Genomic DNA, 21624 nt, shown 5'->3' with positions numbered 1-21624 from the left:
TAAATAATGGACTAATAACAAATGACGAATTTAACTTGCTTTAAAGCCTACGACATCCGCGGTCGTCTGCCGGATGAACTCAACGAGGAAATCGCTTACCGTATCGGGCGGTCTTATGCCGAGTATCTGAAGCCGGGCCGGGTGGTGGTGGGTCGGGATGTGCGGCTCAGCAGTGCGGCTTTGTGTGATGCGCTGAGCAACGGGCTTCTTGATGGTGGGACGGATGTTTTCGATATCGGTTTGTGCGGTACGGAAGAGATCTATTTCGCCACCTTTGCCGAGGAGATGGATGGCGGCATTATGGTGACGGCCAGTCACAATCCCATGGATTACAACGGCATGAAACTGGTGCGGCAGGGATCGCGGCCTATCAGTGGCGACAGTGGTCTGGATGCCATTCGGGAGTTGGCTCAGGACAACCAGTTTGCTCCGCCGGTACAACGCGGTACCCGCACTGTTCTGGAGACCCGGCCGCGTTATATCGAACATCTGCTGGGCTATATCGACCGGCAATCATTGCGGCCTCTGAAGATCGTGGTCAATGCCGGCAACGGTTGTGCCGGTCCGGTACTGGATCAGCTGGAGCAGCATCTGCCCTTTGAGTTCATCAAGGTCCATCATGATCCGGACGGTGCCTTTCCCAACGGCATTCCTAATCCCCTGTTGCCGGAAAACAGGTCGGCTACGGCCGAAGCGGTGGTGGCCCACGGTGCGGATCTGGGGATTGCCTGGGATGGTGATTTTGATCGTTGTTTTCTGTTCGACGAGAAGGGTGGCTTCATCGAGGGGTATTATGTGGTGGGATTGCTGGCGGCGGCGTTTCTGCAGCACCACCCCGGAGCCCGCATTATCCACGACCCCCGTCTGACCTGGAATACCATGGATCTGGTGTCGGAACTGGGCGGCACGGCGGTCATGAGCAAGACCGGCCATGCTTTCATCAAGGAACGCATGCGGCAGGAAGATGCGGTGTACGGCGGAGAGATGAGCGCTCACCATTACTTCCGGGATTTTGCCTACTGCGACAGCGGCATGATTCCCTGGCTGCTGGTCACCGAACTCATGAGCCGCAGTGGCCAGCCTCTTTCCAGCCTGGTGGGTGAGCGGATCAAATGTTATCCCGCCAGCGGCGAGATCAATCGTCGCCTGAGCGATCCCGCTGCAACTCTGTCCAACATCGAGAATCATTATCGTGTCGGTGCGAAAGCAACCGATTTTACGGATGGATTGAGTATGGAGTTCGATCAGTGGCGGTTTAACCTGCGCTGCTCCAATACCGAGCCGGTGGTGCGGTTGAATGTCGAAACCCGGGGTGATCAGGGGTTGATGGAGCAGAAGACGCAGGAAATCCTAGGCATGATGGATGCGCGTTAGTTTAAAGGCATATTACCGCCCGTTCGCTTCGCTCACTCGAGGGCGCGGAGGACGCAGAGAGAGGCAAAAACCAGGAATTTGTTGTTTGGTTTAAGATAAGATCTAGATTTTGCTCTGCGTTCTCAGCGATCTCTGCGGTAAATTCAACTCAAAGGCAATAGAACGCGGATGCCGCGGAAACTGCCGGGATTAACATCTGATTTAACCCCAAAGTCCGGTTTTTTGGGTCGAGGCATTTGTCTTTATCCGTGTGCATTCGCCGTTATCTGTGTTCGATATCACGGTTTTGATTTTCGGTTTGAATCCGCGTAGATCCGCGCGCATCAGATTTGATCCGCGTACCATTAGAACTTAAAGGCAAAAACCAAGGCAAGTGTCGAACACAGATAAATGCGGATAACGGCGGATAGATTCTCAAAACCTGAAGATCAAAGGCAATGGAACGCGGACGCCGCGGAAACTGCAGGGATTAACATCTGATTTAACATCAGAATCCGAATTTTGGTTCGAAGAATTTGCCTTATCTGTGTGTATCCGCCGTTATCTGTGTTCGATATGATTGTATTGATTTCAGGTTTTAATCCGCGAAGATCCGCGCGCATCCGATTTGATCCGCGTACCATTAGAACTTAAAGGCAAAAACCAAGGCAAGTGTCGAACACAGATAAATGCGGATAACGGCGGATAGATTCTCAAAACCTGAAGATCAAAGGCAATGGAACGCGGATGCCGCGGAAACTGCAGGGATTAACATCTGATTTAACCCCAAGGTCCGGTTTTTTGGGTCGAGGCATTTGTCTTTATCCGTGTGCATCCGCTGTTATCTGTGTTCGATATCACGGTTTTGATTTTCGGTTTGAATCCGCGAAGATCCGCGCGCATCCGATTTGATCCGCGTACCATTAGAACTTAAAGGCAAAAACCAAGGCAAGTGTCGAACACAGATAAATGCGGATAACGGCGGATAGATTCTCAAAACCTGAAGATCAAAGGCAATGGAACGCGGATGCCGCGGAAACTGCAGGGATAAAAATCTGATTTAACCCCAAGATCCGATTTTTGGGTCGGGGAATTTGCCTTTATCCGTGTGCATCCGCTGTTATCTGTGTTCGATATGATTGTATTGATTTCAGGTTTTAATCCGCGAAGATCCGCGCGCATCCGATTTGATCCGCGTACCATTAGAACTTAAAGGCAAAAACCAAGGCAAGTGTCGAACACAGATAAATGCGGATAACGGCGGATAGATTCTCAAAACCTGAAGATCAAAGGCAATGGAACGCGGACGCCGCGGAAACTGCAGGGATTAACATCTGATTTAACATCAGAATCCGAATTTTGGTTCGAAGAATTTGCCTTATCTGTGTGTATCCGCCGTTATCTGTGTTCGATATGATTGTATTGATTTCAGGTTTTAATCCGCGAAGATCCGCGCGCATCCGATTTGATCCGCGTACCATTAGAACTTAAAGGCAAAAACCAAGGCAAGTTGTCGAACACAGATAACATCGGATAACGGCGGATAACTTCTCAAAATCTGAAGGTCAAAGGCAATGGAACGCGGATGCCGCGGAAACTGCAGGGATTAACATCTGATTTAACCCCAAGATCTGGTTTTTAGGCCGAGGAATTTGCCTTTATCCGTGTGCATCCGCCGTTATCTGTGTTCGATATCACAGTTTTGACTTCAGGTTTGAATCCGCGAAGATCCGTGTGCATCAGATTTGATCCGCGTACCTTTCAAAAGCGTATTACCGCCCGTTCGCTTCGCTCACTCGAGAACGCAGAGATCGCAGAGAGAATCAAAACCAGGAGTATGGTTGTTTGGTTTAAAACAAGAAATAGCCTTTTCTCTGTGCTCTCAGCGTTCTCTAGCGAATGGAATGAGCGGGCGGTGAAATATATGGTTTCAGCATCAAAAACAAATCCCTCGAAATGAGAGGTGGTCCCCGATTTTCGGACAGTGTGTTAAGGTGGATTACCGCACACTGACGAAGGAGGAACACCCGTGAGCAATACCCGACGGGGACCCCAGGGGGGACTCGGGTGACTTGATGACTTACCACAGCAGAATGTTGGACGAATACCCATGGCAAGAGTTTGCATTAACATTCAGGCTCCCACCCGGTGTTGCGTGGTTCTACCAGGCGAATATTTGACAAGGTGGAGCATAAGTGGCACACTGACGAAAAAGGAGATTTGCCATGCCAGCAAAAAACCCAAGGGTCAACGTAGTCCTTGAAAAACCCCTCTATAATGCCCTCCATGATCTTGCCGAAGACGAAGGTGTCTCCATGTCCATGTTGATGCGGGACTTGGTGAAGGAGGCCCTCGCAATCCGGGAGGACCGGGCCCTGGCCGATTTAGCCGCCGAACGGGAAAATGGTTTTGACCGCCGTAAAGCTGTAAGCCATGAAGATGTCTGGGGGTAGGGTGGCATTTTCGGTCATCTATCATCCTGACGTCAAAGGGCGAGATATCCCGAAGATAAACGGCGATGTCCGGGTGCGGATCAAAAAAGCGATCGAAACCCGACTCATGGTTGCTCCTCAAGAATATGGTGAACCTTTGCGAAAAACTCTCAAGGGCTACTGGAAACTCAGGGTCGGGGATTACCGTATTGTATTCAAGATTGACGGCGACGAAATTCTTATCCTTGGTATCTGCCATCGCAAGGGAGTTTATCCGCTGATGGAAAGCCGACAGTGAAAAAACTTGTGGGATCTCAGAGGGGCCGCTGGTGCCTTTTTGAACAAGCTTTTTGATTTCATCGGAGGATGAGCAATTCCTGGCCGAAGCAATCTGCTATTTGTCTTTATCTGTGTTCATCCGCCGTTATAGATTTGATCCGCGTCCTATTCAAAAGCGTATTACCGCCCGTTCGCTTCGCTCACTCGAGAACGCTGAGGTCGCTGAGGAAAACCATAGAGTCGGAGTTGTTAATTTCTTCTCTCTGCGCTCTCAGCGTTCTCTAGCGAATGGAATGAGCGGGCGGTGAAATATCTGGTTTCATCATCAGAAACAAATCCCTCGAAATGCTTCTCGTATGTCAACAGTTTCGGCGCTCTTTGCTGTAAAAAATAGGCCCTTCAGCATCTCTTCCCGGTAAAACCTACCCATTCCGCTGTGTTTGCTATATACTCCTGTTCGTTTTCGATGAATTTCAGTGACGAAAAAGTAGAGGATCTTTCATGGCGACCACCATTTACCTGATCGGTGCCCGCGCTTCGGGCAAAACCACCATCGGCCGCGCTCTGGCGAGTGTGCTGAACTATGCTTTTGTCGATACGGACGAGTATATGTCTGCAACGAGTCACATGACGGTTGCCGAGGTGGTGGCCAAGGAAGGTTGGGTGGGGTTTCGTCGCAGGGAAAGCGAAGCCCTGCACGCCGTGACGGCACCAAAAACCGTGATAGCGACGGGTGGGGGGATGGTCCTGGCTACAGCCAACCGGAAATACATGCGGGCCCATGGGAAAGTATTTTATCTGCATGTCCCGGCCGAGGTTATGGCGGAACGCCTTAAGGCCGATCCGAATTCCGCCCAGCGTCCGACGCTTACCGGGCGATCGATCGTTGAAGAGATCAATGAAGTGATGGCAGAGCGCGAGACTCTATACCATGAGACGGCGCACTATATTCTCAACGGTTCGGTTCCCGTCGAAAGAGTGGTCAAGCAGGCCCTGGATATGCTGGGTGGTTAATTGGAAGGTTGTTGTCGGAAGTAAAGTCATAAGCGTGTTACCGCCCGTTCGTTTCACTCACTCGAGAACGCGGAGGACGCTGAGAGAGGCAAAAACAAGGAATTTTGTTCTGGTTTAAAACAAGATCTAGGATTGCTCTGTGACCTCAGCGATCTCTGCGGTTAAATGCTTAATTTTAGATTTAATCCGCGTACCATTCAAAAGCGTGTTACCGCCCGTTCGTATCACTCACTCAAGAACGCAGAGGGCGCTGAGAGAGGCAAAAACAAGGAATTTTGTTCTGGTTTAAAACAAGATCTAGGATTGCTCTGCGAACTCAGCGAGCTCTGCGGTTAAATGCTTGGTTTCAGGTTTGAATCCGCATAAATCCGTGTGCATCAGATGTTATCTGCACCCTCTGCGGTCAAAAACATCTTTTCCTACCTCGCAATCTCCAACTCCCTTTTTTTCGTATAAAACAATCGCACCATTTCATACTCAAACGGCGATCCGGTCTGGTAGTAGCGGAACGATTGGCGGTGGCGGCGATCGACGGTGCTGACGCCGGTGAACGTGCGTGAGGCGGTGTTGCTTTCCGCCCAGGCTACCGGGCCGATGCCGGCAAAGCTGGCGGCGTCGCCGGCGATGCCGAAGGTGTCACGCAGGTTGGACGGTCCCAGGATGGGAAGTACCAGGTAGGGGCCGTTGCCTGCTCCGTAATGTCCGAGGGTTTGCCCGAAATCTTCCGGTTGTTTATGCAGGCCCCAGGTCGTGGCGGGATCCCAGAGTCCGCCGATGCCGACGGTGCTGTTGATCACAAATCGGGACAGGGTAATGCCCGCGCCCTTGAATTTCAATTGCAGGATGTTGTTGAACAGGTTGTTGAACTCGAAGACGTTGTCGACGAAATTTGAAATGCGATCCTCGGCGTAGTCTGGCAGGATAAAGTCGTAAGCGGTGACCACCGGTAAAAACAGATAGCGGTCGAAATAATAGTTGAAACGGTAGGTTCCGCGATTGATCCCCTCCAGGGGATCGTAAACTTCCAGGGGGTGCTCGGTGGTGCTGTCGACAAGGTTTTCGTAGGTTCGTAGCGGTGGCCGGCTTTGGGCGGAGGTGCGGGGCAGGGTGCTGCAACCGCCAAACAGCAATCCTGCCAGCAGCAGGATGGGCAGCAATATACGCGGTGTATACTTCATTGGGTTATCCCTCCCTGCCGCTGAAAAAGTTGGTCATAAATCGGACGACGTCGGGGTGGTTCATATTGCCGCAATGCCCCCCGTGGGGGTAGATTTGTGCGCGGGTTCCGAAAACCTGTCGCAGATACTCGATATCGCCATTTCCAAGAATGATGTCGTCCTGGTTGTGCAGCAGGCCGATTTTTTGTGTCCGGCGCAGGTAGGTTTCAATGTGTTTGAGACTGAGCCTGCCGATGACATCCGTTTCGGTGAGCTCGGGATGATCTCTGTGTACATGGGGGTACAGGTATTCATGGAAATAGTTGGCAAAGGTGGTCCGGCAGGCGACCATAGCATAAGGCGTTAGCGAAGTACTCTGGTTGAATTCCGCGTGGGTCGGTGTGATGTAACCGCCCCCGTTCATGATGTCGGCAGCAAAGATCATGTTGGACGATGATAAGCGGAAGGATAATCCGATGATGGCGCGCAGAAAACTCTCACGTCGGGGATAACGTTTGTGCACTTTGTACACATATTCGCCGGAAAATTCGAAATAGCCAAGCTCTTTGTAGATGTCAGAAAGATTCTGCATGACATCGTCCAGCCAGGGCCGAAAGTTGTTGAGCCCGCCGGGAATGTTATCGTCGAGCAAGCGATCGAGGATGGAGACGGAACGGTACAGGCTGACCGGCGGGTTGATAAGCAGAACCTTCTGAAAATCGAACTGCCGTTGTTTTTCATCCAAGCGGGAGACAAAGGCCGATTGAATGCCGCCCAGGCTGTAACCGGTGAGGTAATAGGCACTCACTTCTATATTGTTCTGGATTTTGTCTATGGCAAGCTGCATGACGCGGTAAAGATCGCGAGCGTCTTCCTCCAGGTTGCCGGGGATCATGGCGCTGGAGGCGTTGATGATAAAATCCATGTGCGTGGGCGACGAAATGCTAAGTACGTGAAACCCCGCCTGGTAAAAGGCCCGCTGCAGCGAAAGCATTTTAGGGGAATCGTAGCGGGCGCCGGTGCCGGCGATGATAAAAATCAGCGGGGCCTTGCCACGTTGGTAGACCAGTGAACAGGGCAGGCCGTCTTCATACCAGAATATTTCGGGGATCTTACGCTCAGGGAAAACCTTGAGATTGAGAATGCGTGTTGGTACTTCCTGGGGCAGTACCGCGCGGTAGGGTGATGGCGCTTCGATGACCGTCGCTTCGTAGGGGTTGGTAAAAGGGTAGTCAAAAGCGTTTTCGGCCAGAGCATAAGACCCTGATCCCATAACCATCAAAAAGGTGAGCAGAAATGCGCACAATGATCGCATGATATTCTCCTGCGCATGGGTTGCCATTTTTCGGCTGACATCGGTTGGAGCACGTGTGCAGTTGGATAACCAAGAGCGGGGCAAGAGGCCCTTTATGGATGAACGCCAATTATGGATTAAATGAAATGCAGAAGCAACGGTTAATGATTCATTCTGCAGGGTAGATCAAGCACGTATGAGAACATGTGTGAAATCGGCTGCATAGGAATGTTTTGTTACAAATATGTAAAAAGAGTGTTTGCCGCTTGTTGTAAAAACGCGACCGTCTTGTAGAATTATTCCTTTGTGGATACGGGATATTGGTCAGGGGGGGCAGCATGGCTAAGGATAGTTTTATTAGGCAGAAGCACCAGGAGTATGCACAGAGTCTGAGGGATATGCATTTTCAATTGGGGAAAATGGCCAGCGAACTGACGGTAGCTTACGGTAAGCCGTCGGCTTATTATGCTAAAAAAGCCCAGGATGCCATCGCGAGTCTGAGAGGGTTGCTTGCCGAGACTTTGTACGCCGAGCATTCGGAGTGCGATCAGGATGAGGCGGGACCGAGCTACTTTACCTTCTGAAATTTTGTGAGGAGTGAGTAGGACTTGGTGATTAGTGATTAGTGATTGGTAAAAGGAAAAAGCTTTTTTGTACCTGTGATCCTCTCTAACGTATTCCCTACCTAAGGTCAGGTCTTTCTTGAGCTGTTTAATCCCCTTGTGACGCCGCCGGAACGGTGCGACCGGCGGGCGAAACAGGTGGACGACTGAGCGCAGCGAATCTTGTCCGCCCGCCCGTCGGTTGCGCCGTGGAGGGAACCCGCCGCAGGCGGGCCAGGAGCTGGGGCGCCCTTTTCTGATTACTCTTTTGAGGCGTATTAAAAGAGTAATGCGTCGTGCGGGGACGCAACCCCGCGGTTTTGAAAATAAAATTTTAAAAGCGACAATTCTAAATGTTTCGGCTTATCCCTCCCCCTGGCCCATAAGCGCCTCAGGAAGCCTTTCTATAAACGTACGTATCTCATCCCTGACCCGCCTGTAGCAGTTCAGTTGTTCTTCCTCCGTTCCACATTCCTGAGCCATTTTCGGCGGATCGTCGAAGCCGACATGTACCACCTTGGCCTGTCCCGGGAAAATAGGGCAGGTTTCATGGGCATGTCCGCAGACGGTGACGACGTAATCGAAAGGTATGTCGAGAAGGTCGCGGATATTTTGGGATTCGTGGCCGGATATATCAACCCCGACTTCGGCCATGACCTGTACGGCGCGCGGATTAAGGCCGTGGGTTTCGATTCCTGCCGACCAGGCTTCCAGCTGATCGCTCTTAAGATGTCGTGCCCATCCTTCCGCCATCTGGCTGCGGCAGGAGTTGCCGGTGCACAGGAAGAGCACCTTGATTTTGTTCGGCATGGGATTTTCCTTTTTGAAATATTTTTGAATAGTACGCGGATCAAATCTGAAATCAAGCATTTAACCGCAGAGTTCGCCGAGAACGCAGAGGAAAGCCTAGATCTTGTTTTAAACCAAATAACCAAATTCCTGGTTTTGATTATCTCTGTGTCCTCTGTGTTCTCTAGTAAGCGAAGCGAGCGGGCGGTAACATGCTTTTGAATGAGACGCGAACACCCTTAAAATCAAGCATTTAACCGCAGAGCTCGCTGAGGACGCAGAGAAAAACTCAGATCTTGTTTCAAACCAAGAACCAAATTCCTTGTTTTTGCCTCTCTCAGCGTCCTCCGCGTTCTCGAGTGAGCGAAGCGAGCGGGCGGTTATATGGTGGTTCAGTATTATTAATCAAAGGGATGAATATTGGCGCCTATTCAAAGGTGTATGGCTGTCATGTGTCAAGAAAAACTTTTAGTTTGTCCCTGCAATGGGTCCGACGATACAAAATCGAAATGCAGTAGTCCCACCCCGGTGCGTCACGTCTCCTACCTCGGAACATCCTACTCGTAATAGCCTGGCAAGTTCAGCGGACATCTTCCGCACCTGAAAACAGTGCCTATTGTCTGATGTGGGTTAATCACACGTAAATAGGTGTGGAATCTTGCGTGGATAACTTATAAAAAAATATGCGCCGGGAATATATGTCTGAAGCGATGCCAATTGCCTGAAAACACATGCGTAAATTGTTTTTCCATTCAGCAAACCACACCACTACGGTGTGGTTTGCTGAATTTTTTATATTGACCAAACTTGTCGGTTAATGTATCTTCGCGACTACGAACTTGATCAAAACAATAGGGTAACCTGGAGGTGGCTGGTGGATACAACCCGTCGTAGTATCGCAAAAGCTCTGTCGTGGCGGTTTCTTGCATCGGCCATAACGGGTGGAATCGTTTTTCTGGTCACGGGAGAACTTGAGTACGCCGCGGGCATTGGCATGGCCGATACCGTGATCAAACTGGTGGTCTATGTGGGCCACGAGAGGCTCTGGAACAACATTTCGTACGGGCGTGCCGAGAAGCAGCCCGAGTACTACATCTAAGTGGGGAGGTCGACATGTCGCAGGATAAGGACAGTAAAACATTGCCGCTGCTGGATACTCAAGGGTTGACGGCTGAGGATATTATTCGGGCCGGCATTCGCGCTGCCGGGGGCGAAGTTTCCATGGCCAGCTCATTCAGCGTGGAAGATGTGGTCGTCATCGACATGTTGCACAAAATCGCTCCCCAGGTGCGGGTGTTTGCCATCGATACCGGACGACTCAATGAGGAAACGTACCAGGTCGCCGAGTCGGTCAGGGCCCGTTACGACCTCCGGATCGACTGGTATTTTCCCGAGAGGCAGACGGTTGAAAATCTCGAACGTGAAAAGGGTCTGTTCTCTTTTCGGGAAAGTCTCGACAATCGCCATGAATGTTGCCGCATTCGTAAGGTAGAACCTCTGGGACGGGCTCTTGACGGTTTGAGCGGTTGGGTTGTGGGGTTGCGTCGGCAGCAAAGTGTAACTCGGGCACAACTCAGCCCCCTGGAGATTGACGAGGCGCACGGTGGAATAGTTAAGATATCGCCTCTGGCCGATTGGAGCGAAGAACAGGTCTGGGCGTATGCGGAGAAACACGCCTTGCCCATCCATCGCCTGCATCGCATGGGGTATCCCTCCATCGGCTGTGCGCCATGCACGCGCGCGGTTGAAGCCGGTGAAGATCTACGCGCCGGTCGCTGGTGGTGGGAAAATCCGGAACATAAGGAATGCGGGTTGCACCGATAGGGGTGAATGTCAGGCCAGATCGACGTAAATCCCGTATCTCATTCAAAAGCATTTTACCGCCCGTTCGCTTTGCTCACTCGAGAACGCGGAGGACGCAGAGAGAGGCAAAAAACAGGATAAAGGACCCATAGGTTTCCTCCGTGTTCTCTGCGTCTCTAGCGAATGTAATGAGCGGGTGGTGAAAGGTTTTTGTTTTAAAGTCAAAGACATTTGTGGAACACAGATAAATGCGGATAACAGCGGATAACTTCGCAAAAGCCTGTAGGTCAAAGGCAATAGAACGCGGATGCCGCGGAAACTGCAGGGATCAACATCTGATTTAACCCCAAGATCTAGTTTTTGGAATAAGTGCCTTTATCTGTGTTCATCCGCCGTTATCTGTGTTCGCTATGACGATTTTGATTTTCGGTTTGAATCCGCGTAGACCCGCGCGCATCGGATTTGATCCGCGTACCATTAGATCTTAAAGGCAAAAACCAAGGCAAGTTGCCGAACACAGATTAAATGCGGATAACGGCGGATAACTTCGCAAAAACCTGAAGGTCAAAGGCAATAGGACGCGGATGCCGCGGAAACTGCAGGGATAAACATCTGATGTAACCTCAAGGTCCGGTTTTTTGGGTCGAAGAATTTGTCTTTATCCGTGTGTATCCGTCGTTGTCTGTGTTCGATATCACGGTTTTGATTTCAGGTTTAAATCCGTGTGTATCAGAGGTTGTCAGCTGGTTATCCGGATTGAAGATCCAGTTTTTTACAAACAGCATATACAGGCTGACTTCGACAAACCGTCAGCCTTAATCGTAAATCCCGATGGAGAAAGTTATGACTCACCTGGAACAGTTGGAAGCGGAAAGCATACATATCATACGCGAGGTTGCCGCCGAGTTCGAAAATCCGGTGATGCTCTATTCCGTCGGCAAGGATTCAGCGGTGATGCTGCACCTGGCGCGCAAGGCTTTTTATCCTGCGCGGCCACCTTTTTCGTTGTTGCATGTCGATACCACCTGGAAGTTCCGGGAGATGATAACCTTTCGCGATCGTATGGCTGCGGAGTGCGGTTTCGATCTGCTGGTGCATATCAATGAGGAAGGCGTTCGCCAGGGCATCAACCCGTTTGTGCATGGTTCGGCGGTGCATACCGATGTTTTCAAGACTGAAGCTTTGAAGCAGGCTCTCGATAAATACAAGTTCGATGCCGCATTTGGCGGCGCCCGACGTGACGAGGAGAAATCACGCGCCAAGGAACGTATCTTTTCCTTCCGTACCTCGACCCATCGCTGGGATCCGAAAAACCAGAGGCCCGAGCTGTGGAATATTTACAATGCCAAGGTGCAGCAGGGTGAGAGTATTCGCGCCTTCCCGCTGTCCAACTGGACCGAGCTGGATGTGTGGCAGTATATCTACCTCGAAAATATTCCCATCGTGCCCCTGTATTTCGCAAAGGAAAGGCCGGTGGTGGAACGCGACGGCATGTTGATCCTGGTGGATGACGACCGTTTGCAGCTGCGACCCGGCGAGAGGGTCGAAATGAAGTCGGTGCGATTTCGTACCCTGGGTTGCTATCCGCTGACCGGCGCGGTGGAATCGACGGCTGCGACGTTGCCGGAGATCATCCAGGAGATGCTTCTGACGCGGACCTCCGAACGTCAGGGTCGGTTGATCGACCATGATCAAAGCGGATCGATGGAGAAGAAGAAGCAGGAAGGTTATTTTTAGGCTCAAAGTGACAGATGTAAGGGAAAAGGTTGGCCTAAAACCAAACCCCTTGTTCCCTGAGCCTTGCCTCTTGAACCATGAACTTTGAACCAGAGGAATAGATATGTCCCATCAATCCGAACTTATCGCGACCGATATTCATTCTTATCTGAAGCAGCAGGAAGAAAAAAGCATGCTGCGTTTCATCACCTGCGGCAGCGTCGATGACGGCAAAAGCACGCTTATCGGCCGGTTGCTGTGGGATTCTAAGATGGTGTTCGAGGATCAGTTGGCCGCGTTGACAGCCGATAGCAAACGCGTTGGTACCCAGGGAGAGAATATCGACTACGCTCTGTTGCTCGACGGGCTTCAGGCCGAGCGGGAGCAGGGCATCACCATCGATGTCGCGTATCGATATTTTTCCACCGACAAGCGTAAATTTATTGTTGCCGATACACCCGGGCATGAGCAGTACACCCGTAACATGGTCACGGGTGCCTCGACAGCGCAAGTGGCGGTGATCCTGATTGACGCTCGTAAAGGGGTGTTGACCCAGACCCGGCGTCACAGTTATCTCGTGTCGTTGGTCGGCATCCGTCACGTGGTGTTGGCCATCAACAAGATGGATCTGGTCGATTACAGCGCCAAACGGTTCGATACCATTCGTAAAGAATATCAGCTGTTTGCCTCGGGGCTCGGCTTCGAGGATATCACGGCCATACCGATATCGGCCCTGGAAGGGGATAATGTCCTTTCCGCAAGCCATCGCACTGCCTGGTATGAGGGCCCCACGTTAATGGAATATCTCGAGACGGTGCGGGTCGAGGATGCGGCGGCGGCCAGACCGTTTCGGTTGCCGGTCCAGTGGGTGAACCGACCCCATCTCGATTTTCGCGGATTCAGCGGAACCATCGCATCCGGTACGATTCGCACCGGTGACGAGATCGTCGTGACATCCTCCGGGCAAACCAGTCGCGTGGCGCGTATCGTGACCATGGATGGCGATCTGCAGGAGGCCGTTGCCGGCCAGGCGGTTACCTTGACTCTGACGGATGAGATCGATATCAGCCGTGGGGATCTGCTGGCGACCCCCGAACAGCGTCCGCAACACAGTGATCAGCTTGAAGCAAAGCTTGTCTGGCTGCATGAACAACCCCTGTCCAGCAGCCGCAGCTATGTGCTCAAGTCCGCTGCAGGCAGTGCTCCGGCCCAGGTGCGCGAAGTCAAATGCAAAGTCAATGTCAACAGCCTGCAGCAGGAGCCCGGCACCAGTCTGGCCCTCAATGAAGTTGGCGTTTGTCATATTGCTGTCAGCAAAAAGCTGGATTTCGATGCCTATCGGGAAAACGGAGCCACGGGCAGTTTCATTCTTATCGATCGCCTCACCCATGCTACGGTTGCTGCCGGTATGATCGATGGTGCCCTGGCAAGTGTGTCGGAGACGCCATGGACTTCGCTCTGCCTGGATAGAGCGGCTCGTGCCGGCACCAAAGAACAACAACCGAAAGTTCTCTGGTTCAGCGGATTTGACCGGCAAGGGCAGCAGAATCTGCCCCAGCTGTTGGAGAAGAAACTCCACAGTCTGGGCCGCCATACCTATCTGCTGGATAGTGCCGTGCTTGGCGAGTCCCTCCGGGGCGAAATCGGTGAAGATGGAACCCTGCGCCGCGTGCAATTAAAGCAGTTGCTGGAAACGGCCCACATTCTGGTCGATGCCGGACTTATCGTGCTTGTCGCCGCCGATGTTGACCTGACCCGGGCATCACGGATCGCCGGGAATATCCTGGACAGTGAGGATTGCCTGGAGATCTGTCATGCCGATGCCGGCGCCGGAGAAACGTTTACCGATAGGATTATGGTATGCCCGACAGAGTCGGAACACCCTGAAAAACTGATTGAACGGCTCAGCGCAGAGCTGCTGGTCTGAAGTTTTTCTCATGCGAGCTATTGACCTTTGCATTGGTCGGGAGCATATTGGCAAAACCCGGTCGGTTCCGTATGGGGCCGGTCGGGTCAGCTTGTCCAGTTTATCCGCGGAGACTTTACCCTCCGGTTTTACATGTTTCCCGGGAGTTATTTCCAGCCCTTCAAACAAGGAATTGTCAGATGAACGATACTGCAGCCATCGATTATCGAACCCTTAAAATCAACGGCGTCTATCAGCAAAATGCCGCCGGCGACCTGATGGTGAGAGCCAAGCTTCCGGGCGGTGTTCTCTCGGCGGAGCAGGCCGATGCGATATGCGATATTTCCGATTTTTTTTCCAACGGTATGCTGCATTTGACCTGCAGGGGTAACATAGAGGTGCACGGTGTGCAGGGGGATGCGCTGCCGGAGGTGTTCCGGCGTTTCCATGCTGTCGGTTTGACCAGTCGCGGTGCCTGTGGCGGCGCGGTTCGCAGTATTGCCTGCGCAGCGGCTGAAGGGCAGAGCTTCTCACGTATTCAGATACTGGTTCGAGCATTACATGAACACTTTACGGGGAATCCGTATTTTGAAGGGCTGCCCAAGAAATTCAAGTTGGCCGTGGAAAACGGCTATCATGGAGCATATCACCTGTTTCAGGATCTGGTCATGGTCTATCTCGGTAACGAAGAGGGGCGTGATCTGTGTGACATATGGGTGGCAGGCGGCCTCGGTCGCCAGCCGCAGGAGGGATTTTTGCTGGCCGGTAGGGTTCCCTTTGAGCGCCTGATACCGCTTATCGAGGGCGTGATAAAGGTTTATCAGAAGCATGCGCCGGCGGGCAAACGCCTTAAACATCTATTGGCGGATATTGGCGAAAAAGAGTTTCGCGCTCTGCTGGCCGTGGAAACCGGAGGATCTCCCGTGTGTCCGATCGCCAGTCCCTTTGATGATGCCCTGGGTGAAGTGTCTGCTCCGGGGAGTTACGGCTGGATCGACGTGCCGGTGTTTGCCGGAGAGCTGGCGGTTGCCGATTTGCGCAACATCGCCGGCATCGTTCGTGACCTCGGTGACGGATACCTCGCCGTCAGTAGGGATCAGAATCTGCTGGTGTCTTTGGGGGCGGGTATCGATGCTGCGAAGCTGCGAGGCGCTTTGCAGTCCGCCGGATATCTCAAAGACGAAAAACCGTTGCAATGCCGTGCCTGTCCCGGTACCCATGCCTGCCCCAAAGGGCTGGTGGCGACCAGGGATGTCGCACGGCAGCTGCAGGAGGCTTTGGGTAACAAAGGTACCGACCTGACCTGGGCCGTTTCGGGATGCCCCAATAGCTGTTCGCAGCCGCAATTGGCTGATTTTGGTATCATTGGTGTACGCAAGGGCAGCGATAGTAAAGAAGCCCTGTACGATCTCTACCGGCGCGAAGGTGAAGGTTTTGGTAAGGTTGTTCGCGAAAAACTTTCCCTCGATGCGTTGCTGCAGGCGGTTAAAGAGCTTATTTAGGAATTTTGTGCTGAGTTGATTTTCAGCTGTAGAAGTGGTTTTGATATGAAACGCTCCTTTTCTTTTTTGGAAAGGGGCGTTTTTTTATTCTTAACTGTCGGTTCACAGTTGGAAGGCGGCGTTGCCGCTATCGGTGTTGCCGTTAATCCCCTTGTGACGTCGCCGGAACGGAGCAGGCGAAGGGTGAAACCGGTGCCGCTAAATTAAGGCAACTAACAACTCTGTGTCCCGGTGCCCGATTTAGAGCGAAAAGGTTTTACCCAACAGAATCGTACTCGCCCGTTTCGACAGAGAGAAAAAATAAACGATTCCAGAAACACACTTTCAAAAGGGGAAGAGCTTCAAGAAAAGCGGCGCCATGCCAAGGAACTGTAAGAGGGTGATGTCCTCCGACTCCCCGCACCGGACATGCTTTCCCGGAGGGCAAGGCATTTTTTGCTTACTTTTTGTTGCCGTTTGGACAAAAAGTAAGGCGTCTGGCGGGACGCGACCCGCCGGTGTTGAAGTTGATGTAATGGCGAGATTGTACTGCGGGTGGGGACGCGACCCCACGGTGTTTTATTTTATATTTCATTTCCAAGTTTCAAAAAACCAACCGTAAAACAATGAGATGTGGGTTGTTACCTCATGTAGCCTCTCGGTATTTGGGTGCGCTGTTTTATCTGCTCAGGAATAGCCAAATACTCTAAATCCATTAAAATTAAAGACAAGATAATGGATAAAGTCGTTCTCTGCAGAGGAGGGCATGATGAAGAATAGCGACCTAAATAGCCTTTCAGCAGTCATGGACAAGTCGAGTCTCGAAAAGTTGCAGGCTCTTCACAATCCTGATTTGCATAAGTTCATTGCCGAGGCCGTACGCCTTTGCTGCCCGGATCGGGTACTGGTATGTGACGATAGTGCCGAAGATCGGGAACTGATCCGCCAACTGGCGTTGCAACTGGAGGAGGAAACCGCTCTTGTGCAGCCTGGGCACACGGTACATTTTGATGCCTTTAAAGATTGCCGCCTGCACGACCAATCCCGCGATAAGGCCCATACACGCTACCTGCTGCCCCACGGGCAGAATCTCGGTCCCGGCATTGCGACTCTCGAAAGGGAAGCGGGACTCGGCGAAATCAAGGAACTTTTGCGGGGCATCATGACAGGCAAGGTGATGTTGGTGCGTTTTTATTGCCTGGGCCCTGCCCACTCGCCATTCAGCATCCCCTGCGTGCAGATCACCGATTCGGCTTACGTGGCACACAGCGAGGATCTGTTGTTCCGAACGGGATATGCGGAGTTCAAACGACTGGGCGCATTCAACAGGTTTTTTCGCATGCTGCATTCCGCCGGTCGGCTGGAACACCATGTCTGCGCCGACCTGGTTCGCAGGCGCATATACATCGATCTTCAGGAAGATCTGGTCTACAGCGTCAATACCCAGTACGCCGGCAACAGCGTGGGGCTGAAAAAACTGGCTCTGCGCCTGGCCATTCGCAAAGCCGACCAGGAAGGCTGGCTGGCCGAGCACATGTTCGTGATGGGGGTTCATGGACCGCACGGACGAAAAACCTGGTTCACCGGGGCCTATCCCAGTGCCTGCGGTAAAACCTCTACAGCCATGCTGGTTGGCGAGAGTCTGGTTGGGGACGATCTAGCCTATTTGCGCACATGTGAAGGAGAAGTCCGGGCGGTCAATGTTGAACGCGGCATGTTCGGCATTATCGAAAATGTTAACCCCACGGATGATCCGGAATTGTATCGGGTCTTGCACGAGGGGCGGGAGGTGATTTTTTCCAACGTGCTGGTACACGAAGGCCGTCCCTATTGGCTTGGTATGGGTGAGCCGTTGCCGCACAACGGACTGAATTACGCCGGGACCTGGTGCGAAGGCAAGGTCGACAGTTGCGGGCAGGCTATCGCACCATCGTATCGTGGCAATGCACGGTTTGCCGTAAGTCTTGACGAACTGCGCAATCTCGATGCCCGGGTGGATGATCCTGCCGGCGTACCCTTGGCCGGTATTATCTATGGCGGACGGGATCGGGAGACGTCGGTGCCGGTGTTGGAGAGCTACGACTGGGTTCATGGGGTGGTCACCATGGGGGCGTGTCTTGAGAGCGAAACCACGGCGGCGGCCATGGGGGCGGAAGGGGTGCGGGCCTTTAATCCCATGGCCAATCTCGATTTCCTGTCGATTCCCCTCGCTCATTACCTACGCAATCATCTGGCTTTCGGATGTGCACTGAGTCGGCCGCCGCGTATTTTCTCCACAAATTACTGGCTGCGCAACGCTGAAGGGGCCTTTCTTAATGCCAAGCACGATAAAGCGGTGTGGCTTAAATGGATGGAACGCCGCATTCATGGCGATGTCGATGCCTTGGACGGTCCGACGGGGCGTTTGCCGCGTTATGAAGATTTAAAAGCTTTATTCACGGAAGTGCTGGATTGTCCCTATACCCGAGACGACTACAGACAGCAGTTCGGTCTCAAAATTCCCCAGGAACTGGCGCGTATTGAGCGGGTTGAGACGTGTCTGCATCAGGCGGCGGGTATGCCGGCCGTGATATTTGACATGCTTAACGGCCAACGGCGGCGGTTGCACTGGTGGCAGCAGCGGGTTGGTGATCTGCTTTTACCTGGTGAGCTTGAGGGGGATTGATCTGCGAAGATTTGTTTCCCGTTTAAAAGCATTGTTACCGCCCGCTCGCTTCGCTCACTCGAGAACGCAGAGGACGCTGAGAGAGGCAACAACCAGGAATTTGGTTTTTGGTTTAAAACAAGATCTAGGCTTGCTCTGCGTCCTCAGCGAGCTCTGCGGTTAAATGCTTGGTTTTATGTGTGTTCGCGTCTCATTCAAAAGCGTGTTACCGCCCGCTCGCTTCGCTCACTCGAGAACGCAGAGGACGCTGAGAGAGGCAACAACCAGGAATTTGGTTTTTGGTTTAAAACAAGATCTAGGCTTGCTCTGCGTCCTCAGCGAGCTCTGCGGTTAAATGCTTGGTTTTATGTGTGTTCGCGTCTCATTCAAAAGCGTGTTACCGCCCGTTCGCCTCGCTCACTCGAGAACGCGGAGGGCGCAGAGAGAGGCAAAATCAGGAGTTTGGTTATTTGGTTTATAAAAAGATTTAGACTTTCCTCTGCGCTCTCGGCGAACTCTGCGGTTAAATCGCTCTGCGGTGAAATCAGATCCAAAGGTAATAGAACCCGGATGCTGCAAAAGGCCGAGACATAGCGCCTAAAGTAAAGCCGGACTGAAAACTCAGCCCGGCTTTGTTCGTCAACTGTTCAGTCGCTCAAGCAGTTGGTCTACGGTTGTGGCCGGTGCCATGCAGGTTTGGCCGCGGCACAGGTAGGCGGTGGCTTTGCCATTCTGCATTGTTTTGCCGCGCACCAGGGGGGTCACCTCCGACAGGGCATTGTCATCCGGCGTATGCCATAGAATGATCAGGTTGGGGCGGAATCCGGTATGTGCAGCCTTTACCATCCTGGTCCCTTCAGGGTCGTCTTTGGGCGCCGCGATCACCAGTACCTCCCTTTGGGAAAGAGCCAGATCCAGCGCCATGAGCAGCTGGCCGCTGGCTGTCGGCGCATCCGTCCATTGTTTGGAAGAGGCCAGCAGGATTTTTTCGGCATGCTCTTCGAGGGCAGGCTCGCCGGTCAGAGACCCCAAACGCAACAGGGCCATGGCTGCCATGGAATTGCCCGAGATCATCGCTCCGTCGTGCAGAGTCCTTTTGCGAACCAGAACCTCTTCGGCGTCGGTGCCGGTGTCGTAATAGACACCGTCGGGGGTGCCGAACCGTTCTTGCATATCGCGGCCAAGTTGCACTGCTTCGGCCAGATAACGGGCATTGAACCCAGCCTGGTAAAGTTCGATGAGCCCGAGGATAAGAGCGGCATAGTCTTCCAGGAACGCGGGAATGCCGGCTTGTCCTCTGCGCCAGCGCCGCAGCAGGCGACCTTCTTCGTTGCGCATGTTCGATAGGATGAAATCCGCCGCCCGGGTAGCGCCTTCAAGGTATTCGGGGTGGCCGATGAGGCGGGCGGTACGCGCCATGGCGGCGATGGCCAGACCGTTCCAGGCCACCAGCACCTTGTCGTCGCGGTGAGGCCGGACGCGCAATTTGCGGGCCTGAAGCAGTTTGCGCCGGCCGTCTTCCAGCACGGCACCCAGCTCATCCGTATCGGTGCCGAACCACTGGGCCCATTCTTTCAGGTCCATTTCGAGGCGAGGAATGTTGCTGCCTTCGAAATTACCCGCCTCGGAGATTTCGTAGCAGGTACAAAAGATGGTGGCCTGCTGGTGTCCGAGGACCTCTTCGACCTGTTGCGGAGTCCACAGGTAAAAAGTTCCCTCGGCACCTTCGGTATCGGCATCTTCGCCGGAGCAGAAGCCTCCTTCGGGCAGACTCAGATCGCGCAGAACGTAACTCATGGTCTGATCTGCAAGGCTTTCGAAAAAGGTATCGTGGGTGACCTGATAAGCATCGAGGGCGGCCAGCGTTACCAATGCCTGGTCATAGAGCATTTTCTCGAAATGCGGTACCCGCCAGAAAGCATCGACAGAGTAGCGGTGCATGCCGAAGCCGATATGGTCGTACATACCTCCGAGTCGGATATGCTGCAGCGTTTTGATGGCCATGGCTTCGGCCGTTTCCTGGCCGAAACGTTGGGCAATGTGAAACAGCAGGGAAAGATTGTGCGGCATGGGGAATTTGGGGGCTTTTCCGAATCCGCCGCGTTCATGGTCGAAATTTGCCTTGAATCGTTCAAAAGCCTCGGTGAGAGGCGCCTCGGTAAGGGAAGATGCGACAGGGGCAGCGCTGCTTTCCAGGCGTATCAGGGTCTCGCCGATTTCCCGCCCGGTTTGAAGAAGCTGGTCACGATCGGATTGCCACATGGCGCCGATCTTGGTCAGGATGGCGATGATACCCGGCATCTGCCCCCGAGGTCGGCGCGGCATATAGGTTGCGGCATAAAAAGGTGCCTTGTCCGGCGTCAGGAAGACATTCAGCGGCCAACCGCCTCCACCGGTGACGAGTTGACATGCTGTCATGTAGAGGTTGTCGATATCGGGGCGTTCTTCGCGATCGACTTTGATGGGGATGAAAAGCTTGTTCAGAACCTCGGCGACTTCGCGATCCTCAAAGGATTCCTGTTCCATGACATGGCACCAGTGGCAGGTGGAATAGCCGATGGAAACCAGCACCGGTTTGTTCTGCTCCCGGGCCAGATCAAAGGCTTGTTGGCCCCACGGGTGCCAGTCGACGGGGTTGGTGGCGTGTTGCAGAAGATAAGGGCTGCTTTCGAAAATAAGTCGGTTATAGCGATCGCCACCGTCCGGAGGCAACAGACTTGTATCGATCTCGGACAGGCGGCTTACCAGGTTTTCTCTATCCTGCGAGTTCGTCATGACAGCTCCTTTTTCGGTTGGGAACTTTTGTTTAGCTTATCAGTAAGGAAATAAAACCGCAAACATGGCCGGTACCCGCCGACAGCCGGAAATTCGTGCAGACATCGGCACTGCCGCTTTAGTTTTTGCCGTTAATCCCCCTGTGACGCCGCCGGAACGAAGCAGGCGGCGGGCGAATCAGGTGGACGACTGAGCGTAGCGAATTTTGTCCACCCGCCCGTCGGTTGCGTAGTGAAGGGGACCCGCCGCAGGCGGGCAAGGAGTGGGGACACCTTTCTCTGCTTACTATCTTTTGGTGTAAAAAGAGAGTAAGGCGGCGTGTGGGGGGCGCGACCCCACGGTGTTGAAGTTATGGTCTTAAAAGGAAAAAGCATAACTT

15 protein-coding genes are annotated in these 21624 nt (G+C 52.9%); 11 read left to right on the top strand and 4 right to left on the bottom strand.

Features of this window, described 5'->3' with window-relative positions; genetic code table 11:
* Nucleotides 1-21 precede the first annotated feature (21 nt).
* The 4 genes from PCAR_RS09885 (at nt 22) to aroL (ending at nt 5078) form a co-directional block, all read left to right on the top strand.
* On the top strand, nt 22-1374 hold the full coding sequence (locus PCAR_RS09885; RefSeq protein WP_011341516.1) for a phosphomannomutase/phosphoglucomutase: 1353 nt from the start codon (nt 22-24) through the stop codon (nt 1372-1374).
* Between the two features lie 2204 nt (nt 1375-3578).
* On the top strand, nt 3579-3806 hold the full coding sequence (locus PCAR_RS09880) for a ribbon-helix-helix domain-containing protein (RefSeq protein WP_011341515.1): 228 nt from the start codon (nt 3579-3581) through the stop codon (nt 3804-3806).
* 1 nt (nt 3807) lies between these two features.
* Complete coding sequence (locus tag PCAR_RS09875; protein ID WP_200858965.1) at nt 3808-4083, top strand: type II toxin-antitoxin system RelE family toxin; 276 nt, start codon at nt 3808-3810, stop codon at nt 4081-4083.
* Nucleotides 4084-4565: 482 nt separating this feature from the next.
* On the top strand, nt 4566-5078 hold the full coding sequence (aroL, locus tag PCAR_RS09870; protein WP_011341513.1) for a shikimate kinase AroL: 513 nt from the start codon (nt 4566-4568) through the stop codon (nt 5076-5078).
* A gap of 419 nt (nt 5079-5497) precedes the next feature.
* Here the strand turns inward: aroL and PCAR_RS09865 are convergent, their stop codons facing one another.
* A complete protein-coding gene (locus PCAR_RS09865; RefSeq protein WP_011341512.1) occupies nt 5498-6256 on the bottom strand; it encodes an MlaA family lipoprotein in 759 nt (252 codons plus the stop codon).
* Nucleotides 6257-6260: 4 nt separating this feature from the next.
* Complete coding sequence (locus PCAR_RS09860; protein ID WP_011341511.1) at nt 6261-7550, bottom strand: alpha/beta fold hydrolase; 1290 nt, start codon at nt 7548-7550, stop codon at nt 6261-6263.
* 317 nt (nt 7551-7867) lie between these two features.
* On the opposite strand from PCAR_RS09860, the gene PCAR_RS09855 reads away from it, so the two are divergent.
* On the top strand, nt 7868-8113 hold the full coding sequence (locus PCAR_RS09855) for a hypothetical protein (protein ID WP_011341510.1): 246 nt from the start codon (nt 7868-7870) through the stop codon (nt 8111-8113).
* A 381-nt stretch (nt 8114-8494) separates the two neighbouring features.
* On the opposite strand, the gene PCAR_RS09850 is transcribed toward PCAR_RS09855, so the two are convergent.
* Nucleotides 8495-8941 carry an arsenate reductase ArsC gene (locus PCAR_RS09850; RefSeq protein ID WP_011341509.1) on the bottom strand — a complete coding sequence of 149 codons (447 nt, stop codon included), beginning with the start codon at nt 8939-8941 and terminating at the stop codon, nt 8495-8497.
* 853 nt (nt 8942-9794) lie between these two features.
* Between PCAR_RS09850 and PCAR_RS09845 the strand changes: the two genes are divergently transcribed.
* From PCAR_RS09845 to PCAR_RS09820, 6 genes are all read left to right on the top strand, one after another.
* On the top strand, nt 9795-10019 hold the full coding sequence (locus PCAR_RS09845) for a DUF2061 domain-containing protein (RefSeq protein WP_041531332.1): 225 nt from the start codon (nt 9795-9797) through the stop codon (nt 10017-10019).
* Nucleotides 10020-10033: 14 nt separating this feature from the next.
* Nucleotides 10034-10744, top strand: a complete 711-nt coding sequence (locus PCAR_RS09840) for a phosphoadenylyl-sulfate reductase (RefSeq protein ID WP_011341506.1) — start codon at nt 10034-10036, stop codon at nt 10742-10744.
* Nucleotides 10745-11554: 810 nt separating this feature from the next.
* A complete protein-coding gene (gene cysD, locus PCAR_RS09835) occupies nt 11555-12460 on the top strand; it encodes a sulfate adenylyltransferase subunit CysD (RefSeq protein WP_011341505.1) in 906 nt (301 codons plus the stop codon).
* Nucleotides 12461-12563: 103 nt separating this feature from the next.
* Nucleotides 12564-14366 (top strand): sulfate adenylyltransferase subunit CysN, encoded by a 1803-nt coding sequence (cysN, locus tag PCAR_RS09830; protein WP_011341504.1) that lies wholly within the window; start codon nt 12564-12566, stop codon nt 14364-14366.
* Nucleotides 14367-14545: 179 nt separating this feature from the next.
* Nucleotides 14546-15847, top strand: a complete 1302-nt coding sequence (locus PCAR_RS09825; protein ID WP_011341503.1) for a nitrite/sulfite reductase — start codon at nt 14546-14548, stop codon at nt 15845-15847.
* Nucleotides 15848-16592: 745 nt separating this feature from the next.
* Nucleotides 16593-18491, top strand: coding sequence for a phosphoenolpyruvate carboxykinase (GTP) (locus tag PCAR_RS09820; RefSeq protein ID WP_200858964.1), 1899 nt, complete (start codon nt 16593-16595; stop codon nt 18489-18491).
* Between the two features lie 618 nt (nt 18492-19109).
* Here the strand turns inward: PCAR_RS09820 and PCAR_RS09815 are convergent.
* Entirely contained in the window at nt 19110-21245 is a 2136-nt protein-coding gene (locus PCAR_RS09815) for a thioredoxin domain-containing protein (RefSeq protein WP_011341501.1), read from the bottom strand.
* Nucleotides 21246-21624: the final 379 nt, after the last annotated feature.

This window comes from Syntrophotalea carbinolica DSM 2380 (assembly GCF_000012885.1).
Taxonomy (GTDB): domain Bacteria; phylum Desulfobacterota; class Desulfuromonadia; order Desulfuromonadales; family Syntrophotaleaceae; genus Syntrophotalea; species Syntrophotalea carbinolica.
The sequence above is the reverse complement of the archived record's forward strand: the minus strand, read 5'-3'. Positions and strand labels throughout refer to the sequence as shown.